This window comes from Streptomyces sp. NPDC086787, assembly GCF_044745865.1.
Taxonomy (GTDB): domain Bacteria; phylum Actinomycetota; class Actinomycetes; order Streptomycetales; family Streptomycetaceae; genus Streptomyces.
Map to the genome: position 1 here is coordinate 53,618 of NZ_JBIVBC010000002.1, position 22,268 is coordinate 75,885.

Below are 22,268 nucleotides of genomic sequence, written 5' to 3' on the forward strand. Positions count from 1 at the left end.
AAGGGGAACCATGCAGATCGCCGTCGTGCTCTACGACCGCTTCACCGCACTCGACGCCGTGGGCCCGTACGAGAGCCTGGGCAGACTCCCGGACGCGGAAATCGTCTTCGTCGCGGAACGGGCGGGCCCCGTCCGCTCCGACACCGGGTATCTCGCGCTCACGGCGGACCGGACCCTGGCCGAGGTGCCGAGCCCGGACATCGTGCTCGTGCCGGGCGGCCCCGGGCAGACCCCGCAGATGGAGAACGGGATCCTCCTGGACTGGCTGCGCACCGCCGACGCCACCAGCACCTGGACGACATCCGTGTGCACCGGCTCCCTGCTGCTGGCCGCCGCCGGGCTGCTCACGGGCCGCCGGGCGGCCGGCCACTGGCTGGCCCTCGACCTCCTCAAGGACTACGGCGCCGAGCCCACGGGGGAGCGGGTGGTGCTCGACGGGAAGTACGTCACCGCCGCGGGCGTCTCCGCCGGCATCGACATGGGGCTCACCCTGGTCGGCCGGATCGCGGGCGACGAACACGCCCGGGCCGTACAGCTGCTGATCGAGTACGACCCGCAGCCGCCGTACGACGCCGGGTCACCGCACAAGGCGCCCGCCCACCTGGTCGAGGAGCTCCGTTCGAACAGCCGGTTCAGTCCGGCGTAGGCACGCGCCAGGTGAAGCGCGGCTGCCTGCGCTCGAGGAAGGCGGCGACCCCCTCCGCGGTGTCGCCGCTGCCGCGCGCCTGCTCGGTCCAGTGCGCGTCCCGGTCGGCGCGCCCGTTCGCGAACTCCTTCGCCGCGGCCTGCGTCAGCTGCGAGCGGGAGACCAGGACCCGGGTGAACTCCGCGACACGCTTGTCGAGTTCGCCCTCCGGCAGCACCTCGTCGACCAGCCCCGTGCGCAGCGCCCGCGCCGAGTCGATCAGCTCGCCCGAGAAGAGCAGGTACTTGGCGGCGGCCGGACCCACCAGCGACACCAGCCGGCGGGTGGAGGACGCCGGATACACGATGCCGAGCTTCGCCGGGGTCACCCCGAAGAGTGCCCCCTCCTCCGCGAACCGCAGGTCGCAGGCGGCCGCGAGCTGCGACCCGCCACCCACGCAGTGACCGCGCACCGCCGCCAGCGTCGGCTTGGGGAACGCGGCGAGGGCCTCCTCCGCCGCCACGGCGAGCCGCTGGGCCTCCTCGGGCGAGCCGCGCAGCGTCGAGATGTCGGCACCGGCGCAGAACGTCGCGCCCTCGCCGGTGAGCACCACAGCCCGTACGGCGGGATCGGCGGCCAGGGTGTCGAGCAGCGGCGGCAGCGCCCGCCACATCCCGGCCGTCATGGCGTTGCGCTTGGCCGGGTGGTGGACGACCACGGTGGCGACCGCGTCGGTGACCGAGTGCAGCAGCTGGGGCTCCATGCCCGGATGCTATCCGCCCCGCCGACGAGCCGGTCTTCCGCCCCTTCGCGCCCCCTGCCGCTCGATCCCGCCCTACCCGTACAACCCGAATAGTTCGCGAAGGCGGTCCGACCAGGGCAGGACCAGTCCCATAACTGGCCAGGTCATACGCAGGCGGTCAGATCCGCTCGATACCTGCTGACTTATGGTCAGACATCCGGAGGGGGGCGGGTCGTTACCAACACTCGACGTGTGGTGACAATCGAGCGCGAGGGTGGCGACCGGACGATGGAGAACCACGGGCGCGGGTACGGCCCGCGCCCACAGGGAGGCGACCCGCGACCGCCGGAGCCGCTGCCGTACGAAGGAGTGTGGCGGTTCACCGCCCCGGCCGTCGACGCCTCGGTCCCGCAGGCGCGGCACGCCGTACGGGACCTGCTGCTGCGCCAGGGGGTCCCGGTCTCGGACGACCTGGTCCACGGGCTTTTGCTGATCGTTTCCGAACTGGTCACCAACGCGGTCAAGCACGCGGCGGTGCTGTCGCCGATGCTCGCCGTGGAGGTCGCGGTCGGAGCCGAGTGGGTGCGGGTGTCGGTCGAGGACAACCACCCCTACCGCCCCACCGCCCTGGAGGCCGACCACGGCCAGACCGGCGGCCGTGGGCTGCTCCTGGTCCGGGAGGTGGCCCGGGAGACCGGCGGGGTGGTCGACGTGGAGCACACGACGACGGGCGGCAAGGTGATCTGGGTCGCCCTGCCGCTCAAACCCGCCCGGCTGCCGTGAGGCCCTTCAGCAGCCCGAGGCCTGCACGGGCCTGAGGCCCTTCACCAGCCCGCGGACGGGCCGGTCAGCTCTCTGACCGCCGGCCGGGCCGCGTCCAGGACCGTCATGAACCAGGACGAGAAGATGTCCCGGGCGTGCCGTTCCGCCAGCTCGGCCGAGGTCACGAAGGCGGTCACGGCGACCTCCTCCGGGTCCGGCTCCGGCACGGCCTGCACCAGGCCGATGAACAGGTGGTTGAACTCCTGCTCGACCAGGCCCGAGGCCGGGTCCGGGTGGTTGTAGCGGACCGTGCCCGCCTCGGCGAGGAGCGACGGGGACACCCGCAGCTCCTCGTACGTCCGTCGGGCAGCGGCCGCGAACGGGGACTCGCCGGGGTAGGGGTGGCCGCAGCAGGTGTTGGACCAGACGCCGGGGGAGTGGTACTTGCCGAGCGCGCGCTGCTGGAGCAGCAGGCGGCCGCGCTCGTCGAAGAGGAACACCGAGAACGCGCGGTGCAACTGCCCGGGCGGTTGGTGGGCGGCGAGCTTCTCCGCCGTACCGGTCGTCATGCCCTTCTCGTCGACCAGTTCCAGCAGGATCTCGTCCGCGGTGCCGCTCGTCGAGCTGTTTGCCGCGGTTGCAGGTGTGATCGGCATACCCATCCTTCTGCCTCGGTCTTGGCGTCCCAAGTCTGCCGTACGAACCCGGCACTCCCGGCGCTTCACCGCAAGGGCCACGCCGAAAGGGGGACCCGGTAGATGATCGTGCCCGGCGGCCCCGGCGGGGAACCTCGCAGCGGACTCGAACACAGGCGCGGCGCCGTCAGTGGCAGAGCCCCGCCTCGTGCTCCGCGTGTCCGACCGGCTCCAGCTGGAAGGTGCAGTGCTCCACGTCGAAGTGGTCGCCCAGACAGCTCTGCAACTCGTGCAGCATCTTCTCGTTCCCTATGGCGTTGAGCACGTCCGAGCGCACGACCACATGCGCGGACAGCACCGGCAGGCCGGAAGTGATCGTCCAGGCGTGCAGATCGTGCATGTCCTCCACACCGTCCAGCGCCAGGATGTGGGCTCGCACCTCCTGCATGTCGACCCCCTTCGGGGCCGCCTCCAGCAGTACGTCGAGGGTCTCGCGCAGCAGCTTCACCGTGCGCGGCACGATCATCAGGCCGATGAGCAGCGAGGCGATCGGGTCGGCGGCCTGCCAGCCGGTGGAAAGGATCACCACCGCCGAGATGATCACCGCGAGGGAGCCCAGGGCGTCGGCCGCCACCTCCAGGAAGGCGCCGCGCACATTGAGGCTCTCCTTCTGCCCGCGCACCAGCAGGGTGAGCGAGATCATGTTCGCGACCAGGCCGATGGCGCCGAACACGATCATCAGCCCGCCCTCGGTGTCGGCGGGCGTGAAGAACCGCTGGACCGCCTCGTAGAGCACATAGCCGCCGACGCCGAGCAGCAGCAGACAGTTGGCGAGGGCGGCCAGGATCTCGGCGCGCGCGAAGCCGAAGGTGCGGTTGGTGCTGGCCGGCAGGTTGGCGAAGTGGATGGCCAGCAGGGCCATGCCGAGACCGAGTGCGTCCGTGGCCATGTGTGCCGCGTCGGCGATGAGCGCGAGCGAGTCGGAGAGCACACCGCCGACGATCTCGACGACCATGACGGCGAGCGTGATCGACAGTGCGACCCGCAGTCTCCCGCGGTACGCGGCCGCCGCCGTACCGGTCGGCGGCGCGTGGGTGTGCGCGTGCCCGTGATCGTGACCGGCGCCCATGGAAAATCCGCCCTCCTGCGTTCCGTCCGGGGCCACAGTCAACTACGGGTGGGGGGTATCGGGCAACGTGGTACCGAACACCGTTGTCATGTGCCCTGACCTGCGGAAACCAACCGCAGGTCAGGAGGGTGCGGGTCTCATCCGGAGGTGCGGATCCCCTCCGGGTGGAGCAGCCGCCAGCCCTGCCACGCCGACTCCACCATCTCGCGCACCCCGCGCTGGGCACGCCAGCCGAGCTCCTCGGCGGCCCGTCCGGCCGAGGCGACCGCGCGCGGCGCGTCCCCGGGCCGGCGGCCCTCCACGAGAGGTGCCCGCCGGTCGCCGGTGACCTCGCCGATGACGGTGATCAGTTCACGGACCGAGACCCCCTCGCCGCGTCCGATGTTCACCGTCAGGTCGCCGTCCACGCCGCCCGCGGCCAGCCGCCGGGCCGCCGCCAGGTGGGCCTCCGCGAGGTCGGCGACATGGATGTAGTCCCGCACACAGGTGCCGTCCGGGGTCGGATAGTCGTCGCCGAAGACACGTGGGGCCTCGTTCCGGGTGAGCCGGTCGAAGACCATCGGGACGATGTTGAACACGCCCGTGTCGGCCAGCAGCGGGTCGCCCGCGCCCGCCACGTTGAAGTAGCGCAGACACACGGTCGCCATGCCGTGCGCCCGGCCCACCGCCCGCACCAGCCACTCCCCGGCGAGCTTCGTCTCGCCGTACGGGTTCACCGGGGCGCACGGCGTGTCCTCCGTGATGAGGTCCACGTCCGGGTTGCCGTACACGGCCGCCGACGACGAGAACACGAACCGCTCGATCCCGGCCCCGGTGACCGCGTCGAGCAGTCCGGCGAGGGCACCGACGTTCTGCTCGTAGTAGTACGTGGGGCGTGCCACCGACTCGGCGACCTGCTTGCGGGCCGCGAGGTGCACCACACCCGTCACCTCGTGCTCGGCGAGGACCCGCTTCAGCAGCTCGGCGTCCGCGGTGGAGCCGGTGACGAGCGGCACCTGCCGGGGGAGCCGCCCGGGGACCCCGGAAGAGAGGTCGTCCAGGGCCACGACGTGCTCCCCGGCGTCGGCCATGGCTCTCGTCACATGGGCCCCGATGTATCCGGCTCCGCCGGTGATCAGCCAGGTCATGGTTGTCCACCCTATGACCTTGATGCCCTTACTTGTTCGTGCGGTCCGTGGCCGGGCGGCCCCGGCCACGGTTTGTGGGCCGGCCCCTCGATCACCGATGATGATCGCGGCAACTGGGAGCCAGACCCCGTGGACCGACCCGTAAATGGGCGGTGAACACGTTCTTCCGCTCATCGGATAACCTCTGCCGACAGTCGCCGGGGTGCCACCGACCAGCGGCGCACCCACACGCAGACCGACCGGCGTGAACACGCCGACACCCAGGGAGTGAGTTCGGTTGTCGACCGCCATTGTCACCGGTCAGCCGGTGCCCGGATCGCTGCTCGAACACGATCTGCGGTCCCTCGGCTTCGAGGTGCGCACGGCCGCCGACCCCACCGACGCCGAGACCCTCCTCGCCGCCGTCCCCGCCGACCAGCGCGTGGCCGTGGTGGACGCCCGCTTCGTCGGCCACCCGCACGCGCTGCGCCTCGGTCTGACCGACCCCCGCTTCCCGCTCGCCGCGGTGACCGGCGCCGTGACCGCGCAGCCGGCCGGCCGCCAGGACCTCACCCGGGCCCTCGCACGCCAGGCCGCCCGGGACAGCGGGACCACGGTGCCCACCCCGGACAGCGGGACGGCGTCCACCGCGCACGGCCTCCCCGACCGGCTGGCCGACGCGCTCGACGCCGACGGCGCCGCGGTGCACCGACCCCAGCTGGGCGCCCTGGTCGCAGCCGTCCCCGCCGAGCCGCAGGCCCGCAACGAGGCCCGGCAGGCCGTCGACGCCGTGGACGACGAGGCCGTACGCCTCAAGTCGGCCGTGAAGGCCCGCGACGGCTTCTTCACCACCTTCTTCATCAGCCCCTACTCGCGCTACATCGCCCGTTGGTGCGCCCGCCACGGCCTCACCCCCAACCAGGTCACCACCGCGTCCCTGCTCACCGCGCTGATCGCGGCGGGCTGCGCGGCGACGGGCACCCGGGCCGGGTTCGTCGCGGCCGGCGTCCTGCTGATCGCCTCCTTCGTGCTGGACTGCACCGACGGTCAGCTCGCCCGCTACTCGCTCCAGTACTCGACGCTCGGCGCCTGGCTGGACGCCACCTTCGACCGGGCCAAGGAGTACGCCTACTACGCCGGCCTCGCCCTCGGCGCGGCCCGGGGCGGCGACGACGTGTGGGCCCTCGCCCTCGGCGCGATGATCCTCCAGACCTGCCGGCACGTGGTCGACTTCTCCTTCAACGAGGCCAACCACGACGCCGAGGGCAACTCCAGCCCCACCGCCGCCCTCTCCGACAAGCTGGACAGCGTCGGCTGGACGGTCTGGGTGCGCCGGATGATAGTCCTGCCCATCGGCGAACGATGGGCGATGATCGCCGTCCTGACCGCGGTCACCACCCCGCGGATCACCTTCTACGCGCTGCTCGTCGGCTGTGCCTTCGCCGCGACGTACACCACGGCGGGCCGTGTACTGCGGTCGCTGACCCGCAGGGCGAAGCGCACCGACCGGGCCGCCCGGGCGCTGGCCGACCTCGCGGACAACGGGCCGGCCGCCGCACTGGCGGCGCGCCTCACCCGCGTCCGCCCCGGTGCCCCGCTGCTGGTGGCGCTGGCCGGCACGGCCGTTCTCGCCGCCACCCTCTTCTCCGGGGTGACCTGGGCACCCGTCGCCGGTGCCGTCGTCTACGCCGTGACCTCGGGACTGGCCCTGAGCCGACCCCTCAAGGGCGCCCTCGACTGGCTGGTCCCGCCGCTGTTCCGGGTCGCCGAATACGGCACCGTGCTCGTCCTGGCGAGTAAAGCCGGGGTAAACGGAGCCCTTCCTGCGGCTTTCGGTCTGGTGGCCGCCGTCGCCTACCATCACTACGACACGGTGTACCGCATCCGCGGTGACGCCGGAGCGCCCCCGGCCTGGCTGGTCCGGGCCATCGGGGGACAGGAAGGGCGGACGCTGCTCGTCACCGTGCTGGCCGCGCTGCTCACCGCCGCGCAGTTCACGCTCGCGCTCACGGTCCTCGCCGTGGCCGTCGCCCTGGTGGTGCTCGCCGAGAGCATCCGCTTCTGGGTGTCCGCCCACAAGGGTGGCGCACCCGCTGTACACGACGAAGGAGAACCCGCATGATCGGCCTCGTGCTGGCGGCCGGCGCCGGACGGCGTCTGCGCCCCTACACCGACAGCCTTCCCAAGGCTCTGGTGCCGGTGGGGCCCGCGGGCATAGAGGGCGAGCCCACGGTTCTCGACCTCACCCTCGCCAACTTCGCGGAGATCGGCCTGACCGAGGTCGCGATCATCGTCGGCTACCGCAAGGAGGCCGTGTACGCGCGCAAGGCGGCGCTGGAGGCGACGTACGGCCTCAAGCTCACCCTGATCGACAACGACAAGGCCGAGGAGTGGAACAACGCCTACTCCCTGTGGTGCGGCCGTGACGCCCTCAAGGACGGGGTGATCCTCGCCAACGGCGACACCGTCCACCCGGTCTCCGTCGAGAAGACGCTGCTCGCCGCCCGCGGCGAGGGCAAGAAGATCATCCTCGCGCTGGACACGGTGAAGAACCTGGCCGACGAGGAGATGAAGGTCGTCGTCGACCCCGAGCGGGGCATGACGAAGATCACCAAGCTGATGGACCCCGCCGAGGCCACCGGCGAGTACATCGGTGTCACCCTCATCGAGGGCGACGCCGCCCCCGAGCTGGCCGACGCGCTCAAGACCGTCTGGGAGACCGACCCGCAGCAGTTCTACGAGCACGGCTACCAGGAACTGGTGAACCGCGGCTTCCGGATCGACGTGGCGCCGATCGGCGACGTGCGGTGGGTCGAGATCGACAACCACGACGACCTCGCCCGGGGACGGGAGATCGCGTGCCAGTACTGACCCGGCTCATTCCCTCGCCGCTCGTCGTCGACATCCGCCCCGGCGCCCTGGACGACCTGGCCGGCGTGCTCGCCGACGAGCGCATCTCGCACTCGGGCAGGCTCGCCGTCGCCGTCAGCGGCGGCTCGGGCGCGAAGCTGCGCGAGCGGCTGGCGCCGAGCCTGCCGGGCGCCACCTGGTACGAGGTCGGCGGCGGCACGATCGACGACGCGGTCAGGCTGGCGAGCGACATAAAGGCCGGCACCTTCGACGCGGTCGTGGGTCTCGGTGGCGGAAAGATCATCGACTGTGCCAAGTTCGCGGCCGCCCGCGTCGGCCTCCCGCTGGTCGCCGTCGCCACCAACCTCGCCCACGACGGCCTGTGCTCGCCGGTCGCCACCCTCGACAACGACGCGGGCCGCGGCTCCTACGGCGTGCCGAACCCGATCGCCGTCGTCATCGACCTGAACGTGATCCGCGAGGCGCCCACGCGTTTCGTGCGCTCCGGCATCGGCGACGCCATCTCCAACATCTCCGCGGTCGCGGACTGGGAGCTGGCCAACCGCGTCAAGGGCGAGAAGATCGACGGTCTCGCCGCGGCCATGGCCCGCCAGGCCGGCGAGGCGGTGCTGCGGCACCCGGGCGGAGTCGGCGACGACGGGTTTCTCCAGGTGCTGGCGGAGGCGCTGGTCCTGACCGGCATCGCCATGTCGGTGTCGGGCGACTCCCGCCCCTCCTCCGGCGCCTGCCACGAGATCAACCACGCCTTCGACCTGCTGTTCCCCAAGCGCGCCGCCGCCCACGGCGAGCAGTGCGGCCTCGGCGCGGCCTTCGCGATGTACCTGCGCGGCGCCCACGAGGAGGCCGCGTACATGGCCGAGGTCCTGCGCCGGCACGGGCTGCCCGTGCTGCCGGAGGAGATCGGCTTCACCGTGGACGAGTTCGTCCGGGCCGTCGAGTTCGCCCCGGAGACCCGTCCCGGCCGCTACACGATCCTCGAACACCTCGACCTCAAAACCCACCAGATCAAGGATTTCTACGCGGACTATGTCAAGGCCATCGGTAGCTGAACTCCGCCCGGTCGTCCACCCCGCGGGGGTGAAGGACCGGCGCAGCGGTGAGCACTGGATGGGGCGCCTCTACATGCGAGAGGTGTCCCTGCGGGTGGACCGCTACCTGGTGAACACCAGGGTCACGCCCAACCAGCTCACGTATCTGATGACCGTCTTCGGCGTCCTCGCCGCCCCGGCGTTGCTGGTGCCGGGGGTCTGGGGCGCCGTACTCGGCGTGGTGTGCGTCCAGATGTACCTGCTGCTCGACTGCGTCGACGGCGAGATCGCGCGCTGGAAGAAGCAGTACTCGCTCGGCGGGGTCTACCTGGACCGGGTCGGCGCCTATCTGACCGACGCCGCCGTATTGGTCGGCTTCGGACTGCGCGCCGCCGACCTGTGGGGCAGCGGCCGTATCGACTGGCTGTGGGCGTTCCTCGGCACGCTGGCCGCGCTCGGCGCGATCCTGATCAAGGCCGAGACCGACCTCGTCGGCGTCGCCCGCCACCAGGGCGGCCTCCCGCCGGTCCAGGAGTCGGCGGCCGAGCCGCGCTCCTCCGGCATGGCGCTGGCCCGCCGGGCCGCCGCCGCGCTGAAGTTCCACCGGCTCGTCCTCGGCATCGAGGCGTCCCTGCTGATCCTGGTCCTCGCGATCGTGGACCAGATCCGCGGCGACCTGTTCTTCTCCCGGCTCGGCGTCGCGGTGCTGGCCGGCATCGCGCTGCTCCAGACCGTTCTGCACCTCGTGTCCATCCTCGTGTCGAGCAGGCTGCGATGAGCGCCCCCCTGAAGGTCGGCGCGGTTGTCATCACCATGGGCAACCGCCCCGAGGAACTGCGTGCCCTGCTGGACTCGGTCGCCAAGCAGGAGGGTGTCCCGGTCGAGGTGGTCGTCGTCGGGAACGGTTCACCCGTCCCGGACGTCCCCGAGGGCGTACGGACGGTGGAGCTGCCCGAGAACCTGGGCATCCCCGGCGGCCGCAACGTGGGGATAGAGGCCTTCGGGCCCGGCGGTCGCGACGTCGACATACTTCTCTTCCTGGACGACGACGGGCTGCTCGCACAGCACGACACCGTCGAGCTGTGCCGCGAGGCCTTCGCCGGCGACGTGAAGCTCGGCATCATCAGCTTCCGTATCGCCGACCCCGACACCGGTGCCACCCAGCGCCGGCACGTCCCCAGGCTGCGGGCCTCCGACCCGATGCGCTCCTCCCGGGTCACCACGTTCCTCGGCGGCGCCAACGCCGTGCGCACCCGGGTCTTCGCCGAAGTCGGCGGACTGCCCGACGAGTTCTTCTACGCCCACGAGGAGACCGACCTGGCGTGGCGGGCCCTCGACGCGGGCTGGATGATCGACTACCGGTCCGACATGGTGCTCCACCACCCCACGACCGCCCCCTCCCGGCACGCGGTCTACCACCGGATGGTGGCACGCAACCGGGTCTGGCTGGCCCGCCGTAATCTCCCCGCCCTTCTGGTCCCCGTCTATCTCGGGGTCTGGCTGCTGCTCACCCTGCTGCGTCGGCCCTCCGGCCCGGCCCTGCGGGCCTGGTTCGGCGGCTTCCGTGAGGGCTGGACCACCTCGTGCGGCCCTCGTCGGCCCATGAAGTGGCGTACGGTGTGGCGGCTCACTCGACTGGGCCGTCCTCCCGTCATCTGACAAGCTCGATGAGGGACGCCGTGTGTCGCCAGGCGCGCGGGACGGCCTCGGAAGACGAACCCGATGACGAAAGTTTCCGCCCGTGAGTGAGACCACGCATGACGCCGGAGCCGCGGTGCCCGCGTCCGAGCCGCCCGACGCGGGGCTGACACCGGCCCAGCTGGCCGCCCGGTACGGACTCGCCGTGAGCGGCGCCCGGCCCTCACTCACCGAGTACGTCCGTCAGCTCTGGGACCGGCGGCACTTCATCCTCGCCTTCTCCCAGGCCAAACTGACCGCCCAGTACAGCCAGGCCAAGCTCGGCCAGCTGTGGCAGGTGGCGACCCCACTGCTGAACGCGGCCGTCTACTACTTCATCTTCGGTCTGATCCTCAACGCCAGCCGGGGCATGTCGCACGACGTGTACATCCCGTTCCTGGTGACGGGCGTCTTCGTGTTCACCTTCACACAGAGCTCGGTCATGGCCGGTGTGCGCGCGATCTCCGGCAACCTCGGCCTGGTCCGCGCCCTGCACTTCCCGCGCGCCGCGCTGCCCGTCTCGTTCGCGCTCCAGCAGCTCCAGCAGCTGTTGTACTCGATGCTGGTGCTCTTCCTCGTCGTCATCGGGTTCGGGAGCTATCCCGACCTGTCCTGGCTGCTGATCGCGCCGATCCTGGCGCTCCAGTTCCTCTTCAACACCGGCCTCGCGCTGATCATGGCGCGGGCGGGCGCCAAGACCCCGGACCTGGCGCAGCTGATGCCGTTCGTGATGCGGACGTGGATGTACATGTCCGGTGTGATGTTCTCCATCCCGGTCTTCCTGGCGGACAAGCCCCAGTGGCTGTCGAACGCGCTTCAGTGGAACCCGGCCGCGATCTTCATGGACCTGATGCGCTTCGCGCTGATCGAGGGCTATGGAGCCGAGAACCTGCCCGACCACGTCTGGGCGGTCGGCGCCGGCTGGGCCGCGCTGTTCGCGGTCGGCGGGTTCGTGTACTTCTGGAAGGCGGAGGAGCGGTACGGCCGTGGCTGAGCAGAACGCCGAGCAGAACATCGGGCGGAGCGCCGGGGAGCACCCGGACCCGCGTCCCACCGTGATCGCGGACGACCTGCACATCGTCTACCGGGTCAGCGGCGCCAAGACCGGCAAGGGCAGCGCCACCGTCGCCCTGAGCCGCATGCTCCGGCGGGACTCCGACGAGGCGGCGCGCGGGGTGCGCAAGGTGCACGCCGTCCGGGGCGTCTCCTTCGTCGCCTACCGCGGCGAGGCCGTCGGCCTGATCGGCTCCAACGGCTCCGGCAAGTCCACCCTGCTGCGCGCCATCGCCGGTCTGCTGCCCGCCGAGAGCGGCAGGGTCTACACCGACGGCCAGCCCTCCCTGCTCGGTGTGAACGCGGCGCTGATGAACGATCTCACCGGTGAGCGGAACGTCATTCTCGGCGGCCTCGCCATGGGCATGTCCCGCGAACAGATCAAAGAGCGCTATCAGGACATCGTCGACTTCTCCGGTATCAACGAGAAGGGCGACTTCATCACCCTTCCGATGCGTACCTATTCATCCGGTATGGCGGCCCGGCTCCGTTTCTCCATCGCCGCCGCCAAGGATCACGACGTCCTCATGATCGACGAGGCCCTGGCCACCGGTGACCGCAAATTCCAGAAACGTTCCGAAGAACGCATCCGGGAACTGCGCAAGGAGGCCGGCACGGTGTTTCTGGTCAGCCACAACAACAACTCGATCCGCGACACCTGCAACCGTGTCCTGTGGCTGGAGCGCGGCGAGTTGCGCATGGACGGGCCGACCGATGACGTGCTCCGGGAGTACGAGAAGTTCACGGGCAAGTAGGGATCCGTCCCGCCGGTCCGTCCGGGCCCCGCCGGAACCATTCCGGCGGGGCTCCGCGTATGCAAAGGAAGCGTCAACTCGAGCCCGGCCAAGGAATCTTGACGCCGATCGGTGTGTTGTTGTGATGCGCGGGACACCCCGACGGACCACTCTGCGCTGTACAACGTAAGCTGTACGGGTCCCCGAAAGCGGCAAGTGGGGCGATAATGCGCGACACCCCCCGCCCGGGCCGCCCTGCGGGCGGGCAGGCGGCGTGTCCGAAATAGTGAGTATCGGGTCGGCAGTGTAGAACGGGAGATGTGACGGCAATGGCTACGGAAACTCCCCAGCTCAACGCAGCACGTGCCGTCCCCGCCACGGGCAGCGCACGGTGACGGCAACCGAACTGCCGAGCACCGGGGATCCCGAGCGCGGCACCCTCGACAAGGCCGCGGACGAGAACTTCCCCGTGGCCCCCTTCTTCCTCCCCAGGGCCTGGCGCGACGACCTGATGGCCGTGTACGGCTTCGCACGCCTCGTCGACGACATCGGCGACGGCGATCTCGCGCCCGGCGGCGCCGACGCCCGCCTGCTCGGCGTGCCGGCCGAGGAGGCCGACGACCGACCGCGCCTGCTCGACGCCTTCGAGACGGACCTGCACCGGGTGTTCGAATCCACCCCGCACCACCCGATCCTGCGCCGCCTCCAGCCCACGGTCCGCCGCCACTCCCTGACGCCGGGTCCCTTCCTCGCCCTGATCGCCGCCAACCGTCAGGACCAGCTCATCGGGCGGTACGACACCTACGGCGACCTCCTCGCCTACTGCGAACTGTCCGCCAACCCCGTGGGCCGCCTCGTGCTCGCCATCACCGGCACCTCGACCCCCGAGCGGATCCGCCTCTCCGACTCGGTCTGCACGGCCCTCCAGCTCGTCGAACACCTCCAGGACGTCGCCGAGGACCTCGGCCGCGACCGGATCTATCTGCCCGCCGAGGACATGAGGCGCTTTCAGGTCCAGGAAGAGGACCTCGCCACGCGGACCGCGGGCGCACCGGTGCGCGCGCTGGTCGCGTACGAAGCACAACGCGCCCGCGATCTGCTGAATGAAGGCGCCCCCTTGGTGGGTAGCGTCCACGGCAGACTGCGACTGCTGCTGGCGGGCTTCGTGGCGGGGGGAAGGGCGGCGATCGACGCGATCGCCGCCGCCGAATACGACGTACTTCCCGGCCCGCCCAAGCCCGGCAAGATGCAGTTGCTCCGCGAGGTGGGCGTGACTCTGCGAGGAGAGGGGTGATCCGGACCGTGGAGTCTCCACCACACGTGTCCGCACCGGTACTCGCCGCCTACAGCTACTGCGAGGCCGTCACCGGGCAGCAGGCCCGTAACTTCGCGTACGGCATCAGGCTGCTGCCCACGCCCAAGCGCCGGGCGATGTCGGCGCTGTACGCGTTCTCCCGGCGTGTCGACGACATCGGCGACGGCGGACTCGCCGTCGACGTCAAGATCACCCGCCTGGAGGACACCCGCGCGCTGCTCGCCCGGGTCCGCGAGGGCGGCGTCGCCGAGGACGACACCGACCCGGTCGCCGTCGCCCTGACCCACGCCGCCCAGGCCTTCCCGATCCCACTGGACGGCCTGGACGAACTGATCGACGGCGTCCTCATGGACGTACGCGACGAGACCTACGAGACCTGGGACGACCTGAAGGTCTACTGCCGCTGCGTGGCCGGCGCCATCGGCCGGCTCTCGCTCGGTGTGTTCGGTACCGAACCGGGCGCACGCGGCGCCGAGCGCGCCCCCGAGTACGCCGACACGCTCGGCCTGGCCCTTCAGCTCACCAACATCCTCAGGGACGTCCGCGAGGACGCCGCGGGCGGCCGCACCTACCTGCCGGCCGACGACCTGGCGAAATTCGGCTGCTCGGCCGGATTCAACGGGCCGACACCACCGCAGGGCTCCGACTTCGCGGGCCTCGTGCACTTCGAGGTGCGACGGGCTCGCGCCCTCTTCGCCGAGGGCTACCGGCTGCTGCCCATGCTCGACCGGCGCAGCGGCGCCTGTGTCGCCGCCATGGCCGGCATCTACCGCAGGCTGCTGGACCGCATCGAACGCGACCCGGAGGCCGTGCTGCGCGGCCGCGTCTCGCTGCCCGGACACGAAAAGGCCTATGTCGCAGTGCGCGGTCTGTCCGGACTGGACACCCGCAGACACGCGTCGCGGCGAACCGTCAGGAGGCGCGCCTGATGGACCCGGTGCACGGTGACTCCACCGGAGGGAAACGGCACGCAACCCTCCGGTGCGGTGCGGCGTCCCTGACTGCGACGGCCTGCCGTGCATCGTTCAACGAGCATGACGGGCGCGCACGGGAGGACGCACGATGAAGGACGGCACGCCGACGGGGGAGCCGCGCGCCGGTACCCCGCGCGGCGAGGGACACGGCGCCGTCGTGGTCGGCGGCGGACTGGCCGGGGTCACGGCGGCGCTCGCGCTCGCCGACGCGGGCGTGCGTGTCACCCTGCTCGAAGGCAGGCCGCGGCTCGGCGGGCTCGCCTTCTCCTTCCAGCGCGGCGAGCTGACCGTGGACAACGGCCAGCACGTCTATCTGCGCTGCTGCTCCGCCTACCGCTGGTTCCTCGACCGGATCGAGGGCAGCGCGCTCGCGCCGTTGCAGGATCGTCTCGACGTGCCCGTTCTCGACGCGGCCGGGCCCGAGGGGCGGCGCCTGGGCAGACTCCGGCGCGACCCGCTGCCCGTGCCCCTGCACCTGGGCCGGAGCCTGGCCACCTACCCGCATCTGTCGCTCGCCGAACGGGCCGCCGTGGGCCGCGCCGCGCTCGCGCTGAAGTCGCTCGATCTCACCGATCCGGCCCTGGACACGCAGGACTTCGGCGGCTGGCTGGCCAGGCACGGCCAGTCGGCGCGCGCTGTCGAGGCCCTGTGGGACCTGGTCGGGGTCGCCACCCTCAACGCGGTCGCGGGCGACGCCTCGCTGGCGCTCGCCGCGATGGTGTTCAAGACCGGTCTGCTGTCCGCCCCGGGCGCGGCCGACATCGGCTGGGCCCGGGTCCCGCTGGGCGACCTGCACGACCGCCTGGCCCGCAAGGCGCTCGACTCGGCGGGTGTCCGCACCGAGCTCCGTACCCGCGTCACCTCCCTCTCCCACCACGAGAACGGCGGCTGGAGCGTCCAGGTTCCCGGCGAGACGCTCCGGGCCGACGCCGTCGTCCTCGCCGTGCCCCAGCGCGAGGCCCACGACCTGCTGCCGCCCGGCGCCCTCGACGCCCCGGAGAACCTTCTCGCGATCGGCACCGAGCCGATCCTCAACGTGCACGTCGTCTACGACCGCAAGGTGCTGGCCAAGCCGTTCTTCGCGGCCCTCGGCACTCCGGTGCAGTGGGTGTTCGACCGTACCGAGGCGTCCGGGCTGGCGGACGGCCAGTACCTGGCCCTTTCCCAGTCGGCCGCGCGGGACGAGATCGAGGAGCCGGTCGCCGTGCTGCGCGAGCGCTATCTGCCCGAGCTGGCCCGGCTGCTGCCCGCCGCGCGCGGCGCACGGGTGAAGGACTTCTTCGTCACCCGGGAGCGGACGGCTACGTTCGCTCCCGCCCCGGGCGTCGGCCGGCTCCGGCCCGGCACCCGCACCAGGACCCCCGGCCTGTACCTGGCCGGAGCATGGACCGCCACCGGGTGGCCCGCGACCATGGAGAGCGCGGTCCGCAGTGGAGTGAGCGCCGCCGACGCCGCCCTGAGCACTCTGGGCAGGCCCCGCCCGAGCCATCTCTTCGCCTTCGGGGAGGCAGCTTGATGCTCGACCAGCACGCGGCAGGCCCCCGCACCCCCGGTACCGCAACAAGAGGAGAGACTGTGCCCACTGTGCCCCCGGCCTCGACGGCCGCTCGCGAGACCGCGGTGGACGTCGCCGCGCTCCTGGAGCGTGGTCGGACCCTGGCCCAACCGGTACTGAAGTCGGCCGTCGACCGCCTGGCTTCGCCGATGGACACGGTTTCCGCCTACCACTTCGGCTGGATCGACGCCGAGGGCAACCCCGCCGACGGTGACGGCGGCAAGGCCGTGCGTCCGGCGCTCGCGCTGCTCTCCGCCGAGGTGACCGGGGCCGGGCCCGAGGTCGGCATCCCGGGTGCGGTCGCCGTGGAACTGGTCCACAACTTCTCGCTGCTGCACGACGACCTGATGGACGGCGACGAGCAGCGCCGCCACCGCGACACCGTCTGGAAGGTGCACGGCCCCGCCCAGGCCATCCTGGCCGGCGACGCCCTGTTCGCCCTGGCCAACGAGGTCCTGCTGGAGCTCGGCACCGTCGAGGCGGGCCGCGCCACCCGCCGGCTGACCACCGCGACCCGCGCCCTGATCGACGGTCAGGCGCAGGACATCTCCTACGAGCACCGCGACCGGGTCGGCGTCGAGGAGTGCCTGGAGATGGAGGGCAACAAGACCGGCGCGCTGCTGGCCTGCGCCAGTTCCATCGGCGCGGTGCTCGGCGGTGCCGACGACCGCACCGCCGACACGCTGGAGAAGTACGGCTACCACCTCGGCCTCGCCTTCCAGGCGGTCGACGACCTGCTCGGCATCTGGGGAGACCCGGAGGCCACCGGCAAGCAGACCTGGAGCGATCTGCGCCAGCGCAAGAAGTCCCTGCCGGTGGTGGCCGCGCTCGCCGCGGGCGGCGCCGCCTCCGAGCGGCTCGGCGAGATGCTCGCCGCCGATGCCAAGAGCACCGACTTCGCGAACTTCTCCGAGGCGGAGTTCGCAGCCCGCGCCGCCCTCATCGAGGAGGCGGGCGGCCGCGAGTGGACCGCCGAGGAGGCACGCCGCCAGTACACCGTCGCCATCGAGGCCCTGGACGCCGTCGACATGCCCGCACCGGTGCGGGCCCGGTTCGCGGCGCTCGCCGACTTCGTCGTCGTACGAAAGAGATGATCACTATCGGTCGAATAGTCCTCGCGTAGTCGCCGGCCGGTGCGAGCGAGCAGCGCACACCGGCCGACGGCGGACCCACAGCAGCACGACTCGTATGACGACTGCACGAAGGGGAAGCCATGACAGCGACGACCGACGGAAGCACCGGGGCCCCCTTGCCGCCCCGTGCAGCCGCGGCCAGCGAAACCGACATCAGCACGCCCGAGGCGGCCGGGGTACAAGAAGCCGCCGCACACGCCGTCCGGCGCGCCACCGAATTCCTGCTCGCCGGCCAGGACGCCGAGGGCTGGTGGAAGGGCGACCTGGAGACCAACGTCACCATGGACGCCGAGGACCTGATGCTCCGGCAGTTCCTGGGCATCCTCGACGAGGCGACGACCCATGCGGCCGCCCTGTTCATCCGCGGCGAGCAGCGCGAGGACGGCGCCTGGGCCACCTTCTACGGCGGTCCCGGCGAGCTGTCCGCCACCGTCGAAGCCTATGTCGCCCTGCGGCTGGCCGGTGACGAGCCCGGCGCACCCCACATGGCAAGGGCCGCGGCCTGGGTCCGCGAGCGGGGCGGCATCGCCTCGGCCCGGGTCTTCACCCGGATCTGGCTGGCCCTGTTCGGCTGGTGGAAGTGGGAGGACCTGCCCGAACTCCCGCCGGAACTCATCTACTTCCCCAAGTGGATGCCGCTCAACATCTACGACTTCGGATGCTGGGCCCGGCAGACGATCGTGCCGCTCACCGTCGTCTCCGCGAAACGCCCGGTGCGGCCCGCGCCGTTCCCGCTCGACGAACTGCACACCGACCCGGCCCGCCCCAACCCGCCCCGGCCGGCTGCCCCGGCGACCACCTGGGACGGCGCCTTCCAGCGGCTGGACAAGGCACTGCACCGGGTACGCCCCTTCGTGCCGCGCCGGTTGCGCCGCGCCGCGATGAACTCCGCCGCCCGCTGGATCGTCGAGCGCCAGGAGAACGACGGCTGCTGGGGCGGCATCCAGCCGCCGGCCGTGTACTCGGTGATCGCGCTGTACCTGCTCGGCTACGACCTGGAACACCCGGTGATGCGGGCCGGACTCGAGTCGCTGGATCGTTACGCCGTCTGGCGCGAGGACGGCGCCCGGATGATCGAGGCCTGCCAGTCACCCGTGTGGGACACCTGCCTGGCGGTCATCGCGCTCGCCGACGCGGGACTCCCCGCCGACCACCCGCAACTCGTCAAGGCCGCCGACTGGATGCTCGGCGAGGAGATCGTACGGCCCGGCGACTGGTCCGTCAGACGGCCCGGACTGCCGCCCGGCGGCTGGGCGTTCGAGTTCCACAACGACAACTACCCCGACACCGACGACACCGCGGAGGTGGTCCTCGCGCTGCGCCGGGTCAGGCATCACGATCCGGAGCGGGTGGAGCGGGCGATCGCCCGAGGGGTCCGCTGGGAACTCGGCATGCAGTCCAGGAACGGCGCGTGGGGCGCCTTCGACGCCGACAACACCAGCCCCTTCCCCAACCGGCTGCCGTTCTGCGACTTCGGCGAGGTCGTCGACCCGCCCTCCGCCGACGTCACCGCCCATGCGGTCGAGATGCTCGCCTACGAGGGCCTCGCCCACGACCCGCGCACCCGCCGTGGCATCACCTGGCTGCTGGCCGAACAGGAGGCGGACGGCTCGTGGTTCGGGCGCTGGGGCGTCAACTACATCTACGGCACCGGCTCCGTGGTGCCCGCGCTGACCGCCGCCGGACTGCCCACCGCGCACCCGGCGATCCGCCGGGCCGTGACCTGGCTGGAGAACGCCCAGAACGAGGACGGCGGCTGGGGCGAGGACCTGCGCTCCTACAAGTACGTCAAGGAGTGGAGCGGCCGCGGCGCGTCCACCCCCTCGCAGACCGCGTGGGCGCTGATGGCGCTGCTCGCCGCGGGGGAGCGGGAGTCCAAGGCGGTGGAGCGCGGCATCACATGGCTCGCCACCACCCAGCGGGAGGACGGCTCCTGGGACGAGCCGTACTTCACCGGCACCGGCTTTCCCTGGGACTTCTCCATCAACTACCACCTCTACCGGCAGGTCTTCCCGCTCACCGCGCTCGGCCGCTATGTGAACGGCGAGCCGGTCGCCGGATCGCACCTGGCGAAACCCGCCGCGCGGCCCGGCGAGAAGCCGCTCGCCGAGGCCAAGGGGGGCTGATGAGCGAACAGCCCGCCCAGGCCCCGCTGCTGATCGCCTGCGCGCTCGGCATCGAGCGGCTCGCCCTGCGCACACGCGACCACGGCGGAGCCGGCGGCCCGGTCACCGTCCTGCGCACCGGCATGGGACCCCGGGCGGCGGAACGCTCCGTCACCCGACGGCTGGCCGACCCCGCCCTCGCCGGTGCCGCCGTCCTCGCCACGGGCTTCTGCGCGGGCCTCGCCCCCGGCATGCACCCCGGAGACCTGATCGTCGCCGAGGAGACCCGCGACCCGCGCGGAACCGTCCCGTGCGTGGGCACCGACCTGCTGGTCAGGGAACTCACGCGCGGCCTGCCCGGCCGCGCCGTCCACACCGGTCCCGTCACCGGCGCCGATCACGTCGTCCGCGGCCAGGAGCGTTCCGGCCTGCTCGCGACCGGTGCGATCGCCGTCGACATGGAGTCCGCGGCCACCCTCCTGAGCGCCGTACGCGCGGGCGAACGCCCGGTTGCGGCCGTACGGGTGGTCGTGGACGCCCCGGAACACGAACTCGTCCGTATCGGCACCGTGCGCGGTGGAATATCTGCTTTCCGCGTCCTGCGTTCCGTGCTTCCCGCTTTCTTCGAATGGCACCGTTCCTTGCTGCTCCCCCGGAGGTGAGCCAGATGGCCATGCCGCTGCGTCAGTCCATCAAGGTCGCTACATATCTGTTCGAACAGAAGCTGCGGAAGCGCGACAAGTTCGCGCTGCTGGTCGAGCTGGAACCGCTGTTCGCCTGCAATCTCAAGTGCGAGGGCTGCGGCAAGATCCAGCACCCGGCGGGCGTGCTCAAGCAGCGCATGCCCGTTGCCCAGGCCGTGGGCGCGGTGCTGGAGTCGGGTGCCCCCATGGTGTCCATCGCCGGCGGCGAGCCGCTGATGCACCCTCAGATCGACGAGATCGTGCGGCAGTTGGTGGCGAAGAAGAAGTTCGTCTTCCTGTGCACCAACGCGCTGCTGATGCGCAAGAAGATGGAGAAGTTCACGCCCTCGCCCTACTTCGCCTGGGCGGTGCACATCGACGGACTTCGGGAGCGCCACGACGCCTCGGTGGCCAAGGAGGGCACCTTCGACGAGGCGGTCGCGGCCATCAAGGAGGCCAAGCGGCGCGGCTTCCGGGTCACCACCAACTCGACCTTCTTCAACACCGACACCCCGCAGACCATCGTGGAGGTACTCAACTTCCTCAACGACGACCTGGAGGTGGACGAGATGATGCTCTCGCCCGCCTACGCCTACGAGAAGGCCCCGGACCAGGAGCACTTCCTCGGCGTCCAGCAGACCCGGGAGCTGTTCAAGAAGGCGTTCTCCGGTGGCAACCGCAGGCGCTGGCGGCTCAACCAGAGCCCGCTCTTCCTGGACTTCCTGGAGGGCAAGGTCGACTTCCCGTGCACCGCGTGGGCGATCCCGAGCTACTCCCTGTTCGGCTGGCAGAAGCCCTGCTATCTGATGAGTGACGGCTACGTGCCCACGTACCGGCAGCTCCTGGAGGAGACCGACTGGGACGCGTACGGCCGGGGCAAGGACCCCCGGTGCGCCAACTGCATGGCGCACTGCGGCTATGAGCCGACCGCCGTCCTGGCCACCATGGGCTCGCTCAAGGAGTCGCTGCGCGCCGCCCGCGAGACCATGACGAGCGGGAAGCAGGACTGACACCATGACCGCCATCGCCTTGGGCACCCCCGGGGTGCCGGCCCGGCCGGTCGCCGAGCGCCGCGTGTCGCGGCGGATCCAGGTCGGGCCGGTGGCGGTCGGGGGCGGCGCGCCGGTGTCGGTGCAGTCGATGACCACGACGCGTACGTCCGACGTGGGCGCGACCCTTCAGCAGGTCGCGGAGCTGACCGCGTCGGGCTGTCAGATCGTGCGGGTGGCCTGCCCGACGCAGGACGACGCGGACGCCCTCGCGACCATCGCCCGCAAGTCGCAGATCCCGGTCGTCGCGGACATCCACTTCCAGCCGAAGTACGTGTTCGCCGCGATCGAGGCGGGCTGCGCCGCCGTCCGGGTGAACCCGGGCAACATCAAGCAGTTCGACGACCAGGTGAAGGAGATCGCGCGCGCCGCGAGAGATCACGGCACACCGATCCGTATCGGTGTGAACGCGGGCTCGCTGGACCGCAGGCTGCTCCAGAAGTACGGCAGGGCCACGCCGGAGGCCCTCGTCGAGTCGGCGCTGTGGGAGGCGTCGCTCTTCGAGGAGCACGACTTCCGGGACATCAAGATCTCCGTCAAGCACAACGACCCGGTCGTCATGGTCGAGGCCTACCGTCAGCTCGCCGCCCGGTGCGACTACCCGCTCCACCTCGGTGTCACCGAGGCGGGACCGGCCTTCCAGGGCACCATCAAGTCCGCCGTGGCCTTCGGCGCCCTGCTCTCCCAGGGCATCGGCGACACCATCCGCGTCTCCCTGTCGGCCCCGCCCGTCGAGGAGGTCAAGGTCGGCAACCAGATCCTGGAGTCCCTGGGCCTCAAGCAGCGCGGCCTGGAGATCGTCTCCTGCCCGTCCTGCGGCCGGGCGCAGGTCGACGTCTACAAGCTGGCCGACGAGGTGACCGCGGGCCTGGAGGGCATGGAAGTACCGCTGAGGGTGGCCGTGATGGGGTGCGTGGTCAACGGTCCCGGCGAGGCGCGCGAGGCGGATCTGGGGGTGGCCTCCGGCAACGGCAAGGGCCAGATCTTCGTCAAGGGCGAGGTCGTCAGGACCGTCCCCGAGTCGAAGATCGTGGAGACCCTCATCGAGGAAGCGATGAAGCTCGCCGAGCAGATGAAGTGAGTTGAGACAAG

Annotated in this window: 22 protein-coding genes; 18 read left to right on the plus strand and 4 right to left on the minus strand. The window is 71.2% G+C overall.

Annotated elements, in window-relative coordinates:
- The first annotated feature begins 10 nt into the window (after positions 1-10).
- On the plus strand, positions 11-646 hold the full coding sequence (locus tag ACIPK3_RS06355; RefSeq protein ID WP_402566914.1) for a DJ-1/PfpI family protein: 636 nt from the start codon (positions 11-13) through the stop codon (positions 644-646).
- Here ACIPK3_RS06355 and ACIPK3_RS06360 read toward each other — a convergent pair.
- Complete coding sequence (locus ACIPK3_RS06360) at positions 633-1,388, minus strand: enoyl-CoA hydratase/isomerase family protein (protein ID WP_402566915.1); 756 nt, start codon at positions 1,386-1,388, stop codon at positions 633-635. The two genes, ACIPK3_RS06355 and ACIPK3_RS06360, sit on opposite strands and share 14 nt — an antisense overlap.
- Before the next feature lie 267 nt (positions 1,389-1,655).
- Here ACIPK3_RS06360 and ACIPK3_RS06365 point away from each other — a divergent pair, with 267 nt between their 5' ends.
- Positions 1,656-2,150 (plus strand): ATP-binding protein, encoded by a 495-nt coding sequence (locus ACIPK3_RS06365; RefSeq protein WP_402567802.1) that lies wholly within the window; start codon positions 1,656-1,658, stop codon positions 2,148-2,150.
- Positions 2,151-2,191: 41 nt separating this feature from the next.
- Here the strand turns inward: ACIPK3_RS06365 and idi are convergent, their stop codons facing one another.
- The 3 genes from idi to galE all read right to left on the minus strand — a co-directional run bounded on the left by idi (position 2,192) and on the right by galE (position 5,020).
- Positions 2,192-2,785, minus strand: coding sequence for an isopentenyl-diphosphate Delta-isomerase (gene idi, locus ACIPK3_RS06370; protein WP_402566916.1), 594 nt, complete (start codon positions 2,783-2,785; stop codon positions 2,192-2,194).
- Positions 2,786-2,951: 166 nt separating this feature from the next.
- Entirely contained in the window at positions 2,952-3,893 is a 942-nt protein-coding gene (locus tag ACIPK3_RS06375; protein ID WP_402566917.1) for a cation diffusion facilitator family transporter, read from the minus strand.
- 137 nt (positions 3,894-4,030) lie between these two features.
- Entirely contained in the window at positions 4,031-5,020 is a 990-nt protein-coding gene (gene galE / locus ACIPK3_RS06380; protein WP_402566918.1) for a UDP-glucose 4-epimerase GalE, read from the minus strand.
- 277 nt (positions 5,021-5,297) lie between these two features.
- Between galE and ACIPK3_RS06385 the strand changes: the two genes are divergently transcribed.
- From ACIPK3_RS06385 to ispG, 16 genes are all read left to right on the plus strand, one after another.
- Positions 5,298-7,121: a DUF5941 domain-containing protein gene (locus ACIPK3_RS06385; protein WP_402566919.1), complete on the plus strand. Its 1,824-nt coding sequence runs from the start codon at positions 5,298-5,300 to the stop codon at positions 7,119-7,121.
- The gene (locus ACIPK3_RS06390) at positions 7,118-7,870 is read left to right on the plus strand and encodes a sugar phosphate nucleotidyltransferase (protein ID WP_402566920.1); all 753 of its coding nucleotides are present in this window, start codon (positions 7,118-7,120) and stop codon (positions 7,868-7,870) included. The genes ACIPK3_RS06385 and ACIPK3_RS06390 overlap by 4 nt, the downstream gene beginning before the upstream one ends.
- Positions 7,858-8,919 carry an iron-containing alcohol dehydrogenase family protein gene (locus tag ACIPK3_RS06395; RefSeq protein WP_402566921.1) on the plus strand — a complete coding sequence of 354 codons (1,062 nt, stop codon included), beginning with the start codon at positions 7,858-7,860 and terminating at the stop codon, positions 8,917-8,919. The genes ACIPK3_RS06390 and ACIPK3_RS06395 overlap by 13 nt, the downstream gene beginning before the upstream one ends.
- Positions 8,897-9,676 (plus strand): CDP-alcohol phosphatidyltransferase family protein, encoded by a 780-nt coding sequence (locus ACIPK3_RS06400; protein WP_402566922.1) that lies wholly within the window; start codon positions 8,897-8,899, stop codon positions 9,674-9,676. Before ACIPK3_RS06395 ends, ACIPK3_RS06400 begins: the two co-directional genes overlap by 23 nt.
- The gene (locus ACIPK3_RS06405; RefSeq protein ID WP_402566923.1) at positions 9,673-10,557 is read left to right on the plus strand and encodes a glycosyltransferase family 2 protein; all 885 of its coding nucleotides are present in this window, start codon (positions 9,673-9,675) and stop codon (positions 10,555-10,557) included. Before ACIPK3_RS06400 ends, ACIPK3_RS06405 begins: the two co-directional genes overlap by 4 nt.
- 82 nt (positions 10,558-10,639) lie before the next feature.
- Entirely contained in the window at positions 10,640-11,569 is a 930-nt protein-coding gene (locus ACIPK3_RS06410) for an ABC transporter permease (protein WP_402566924.1), read from the plus strand.
- Positions 11,570-11,588: 19 nt separating this feature from the next.
- Complete coding sequence (locus tag ACIPK3_RS06415) at positions 11,589-12,383, plus strand: ABC transporter ATP-binding protein (protein WP_402567804.1); 795 nt, start codon at positions 11,589-11,591, stop codon at positions 12,381-12,383.
- Between the two features lie 370 nt (positions 12,384-12,753).
- Positions 12,754-13,656: a squalene synthase HpnC gene (gene hpnC, locus ACIPK3_RS06420; RefSeq protein WP_402566925.1), complete on the plus strand. Its 903-nt coding sequence runs from the start codon at positions 12,754-12,756 to the stop codon at positions 13,654-13,656.
- Entirely contained in the window at positions 13,653-14,606 is a 954-nt protein-coding gene (hpnD, locus tag ACIPK3_RS06425) for a presqualene diphosphate synthase HpnD (protein ID WP_402566926.1), read from the plus strand. The genes hpnC and hpnD overlap by 4 nt, the downstream gene beginning before the upstream one ends.
- Complete coding sequence (locus tag ACIPK3_RS06430; protein ID WP_402566927.1) at positions 14,606-14,743, plus strand: DUF6380 family protein; 138 nt, start codon at positions 14,606-14,608, stop codon at positions 14,741-14,743. Before hpnD ends, ACIPK3_RS06430 begins: the two co-directional genes overlap by 1 nt.
- Positions 14,740-16,167 carry a hydroxysqualene dehydroxylase HpnE gene (gene hpnE / locus ACIPK3_RS06435; RefSeq protein WP_402566928.1) on the plus strand — a complete coding sequence of 476 codons (1,428 nt, stop codon included), beginning with the start codon at positions 14,740-14,742 and terminating at the stop codon, positions 16,165-16,167. The genes ACIPK3_RS06430 and hpnE overlap by 4 nt, the downstream gene beginning before the upstream one ends.
- A gap of 68 nt (positions 16,168-16,235) precedes the next feature.
- Positions 16,236-17,300: a polyprenyl synthetase family protein gene (locus ACIPK3_RS06440; protein ID WP_402567805.1), complete on the plus strand. Its 1,065-nt coding sequence runs from the start codon at positions 16,236-16,238 to the stop codon at positions 17,298-17,300.
- 119 nt (positions 17,301-17,419) lie between these two features.
- On the plus strand, positions 17,420-19,465 hold the full coding sequence (shc, locus tag ACIPK3_RS06445; protein ID WP_402566929.1) for a squalene--hopene cyclase: 2,046 nt from the start codon (positions 17,420-17,422) through the stop codon (positions 19,463-19,465).
- The gene (locus ACIPK3_RS06450; protein WP_402566930.1) at positions 19,465-20,106 is read left to right on the plus strand and encodes a 1-hydroxy-2-methyl-2-butenyl 4-diphosphate reductase; all 642 of its coding nucleotides are present in this window, start codon (positions 19,465-19,467) and stop codon (positions 20,104-20,106) included. Before shc ends, ACIPK3_RS06450 begins: the two co-directional genes overlap by 1 nt.
- 5 nt (positions 20,107-20,111) lie before the next feature.
- The gene (gene hpnH / locus ACIPK3_RS06455; RefSeq protein ID WP_402566931.1) at positions 20,112-21,137 is read left to right on the plus strand and encodes an adenosyl-hopene transferase HpnH; all 1,026 of its coding nucleotides are present in this window, start codon (positions 20,112-20,114) and stop codon (positions 21,135-21,137) included.
- A 4-nt stretch (positions 21,138-21,141) separates the two neighbouring features.
- Complete coding sequence (gene ispG / locus ACIPK3_RS06460) at positions 21,142-22,257, plus strand: flavodoxin-dependent (E)-4-hydroxy-3-methylbut-2-enyl-diphosphate synthase (protein ID WP_402566932.1); 1,116 nt, start codon at positions 21,142-21,144, stop codon at positions 22,255-22,257.
- Positions 22,258-22,268 lie beyond the last annotated feature (11 nt).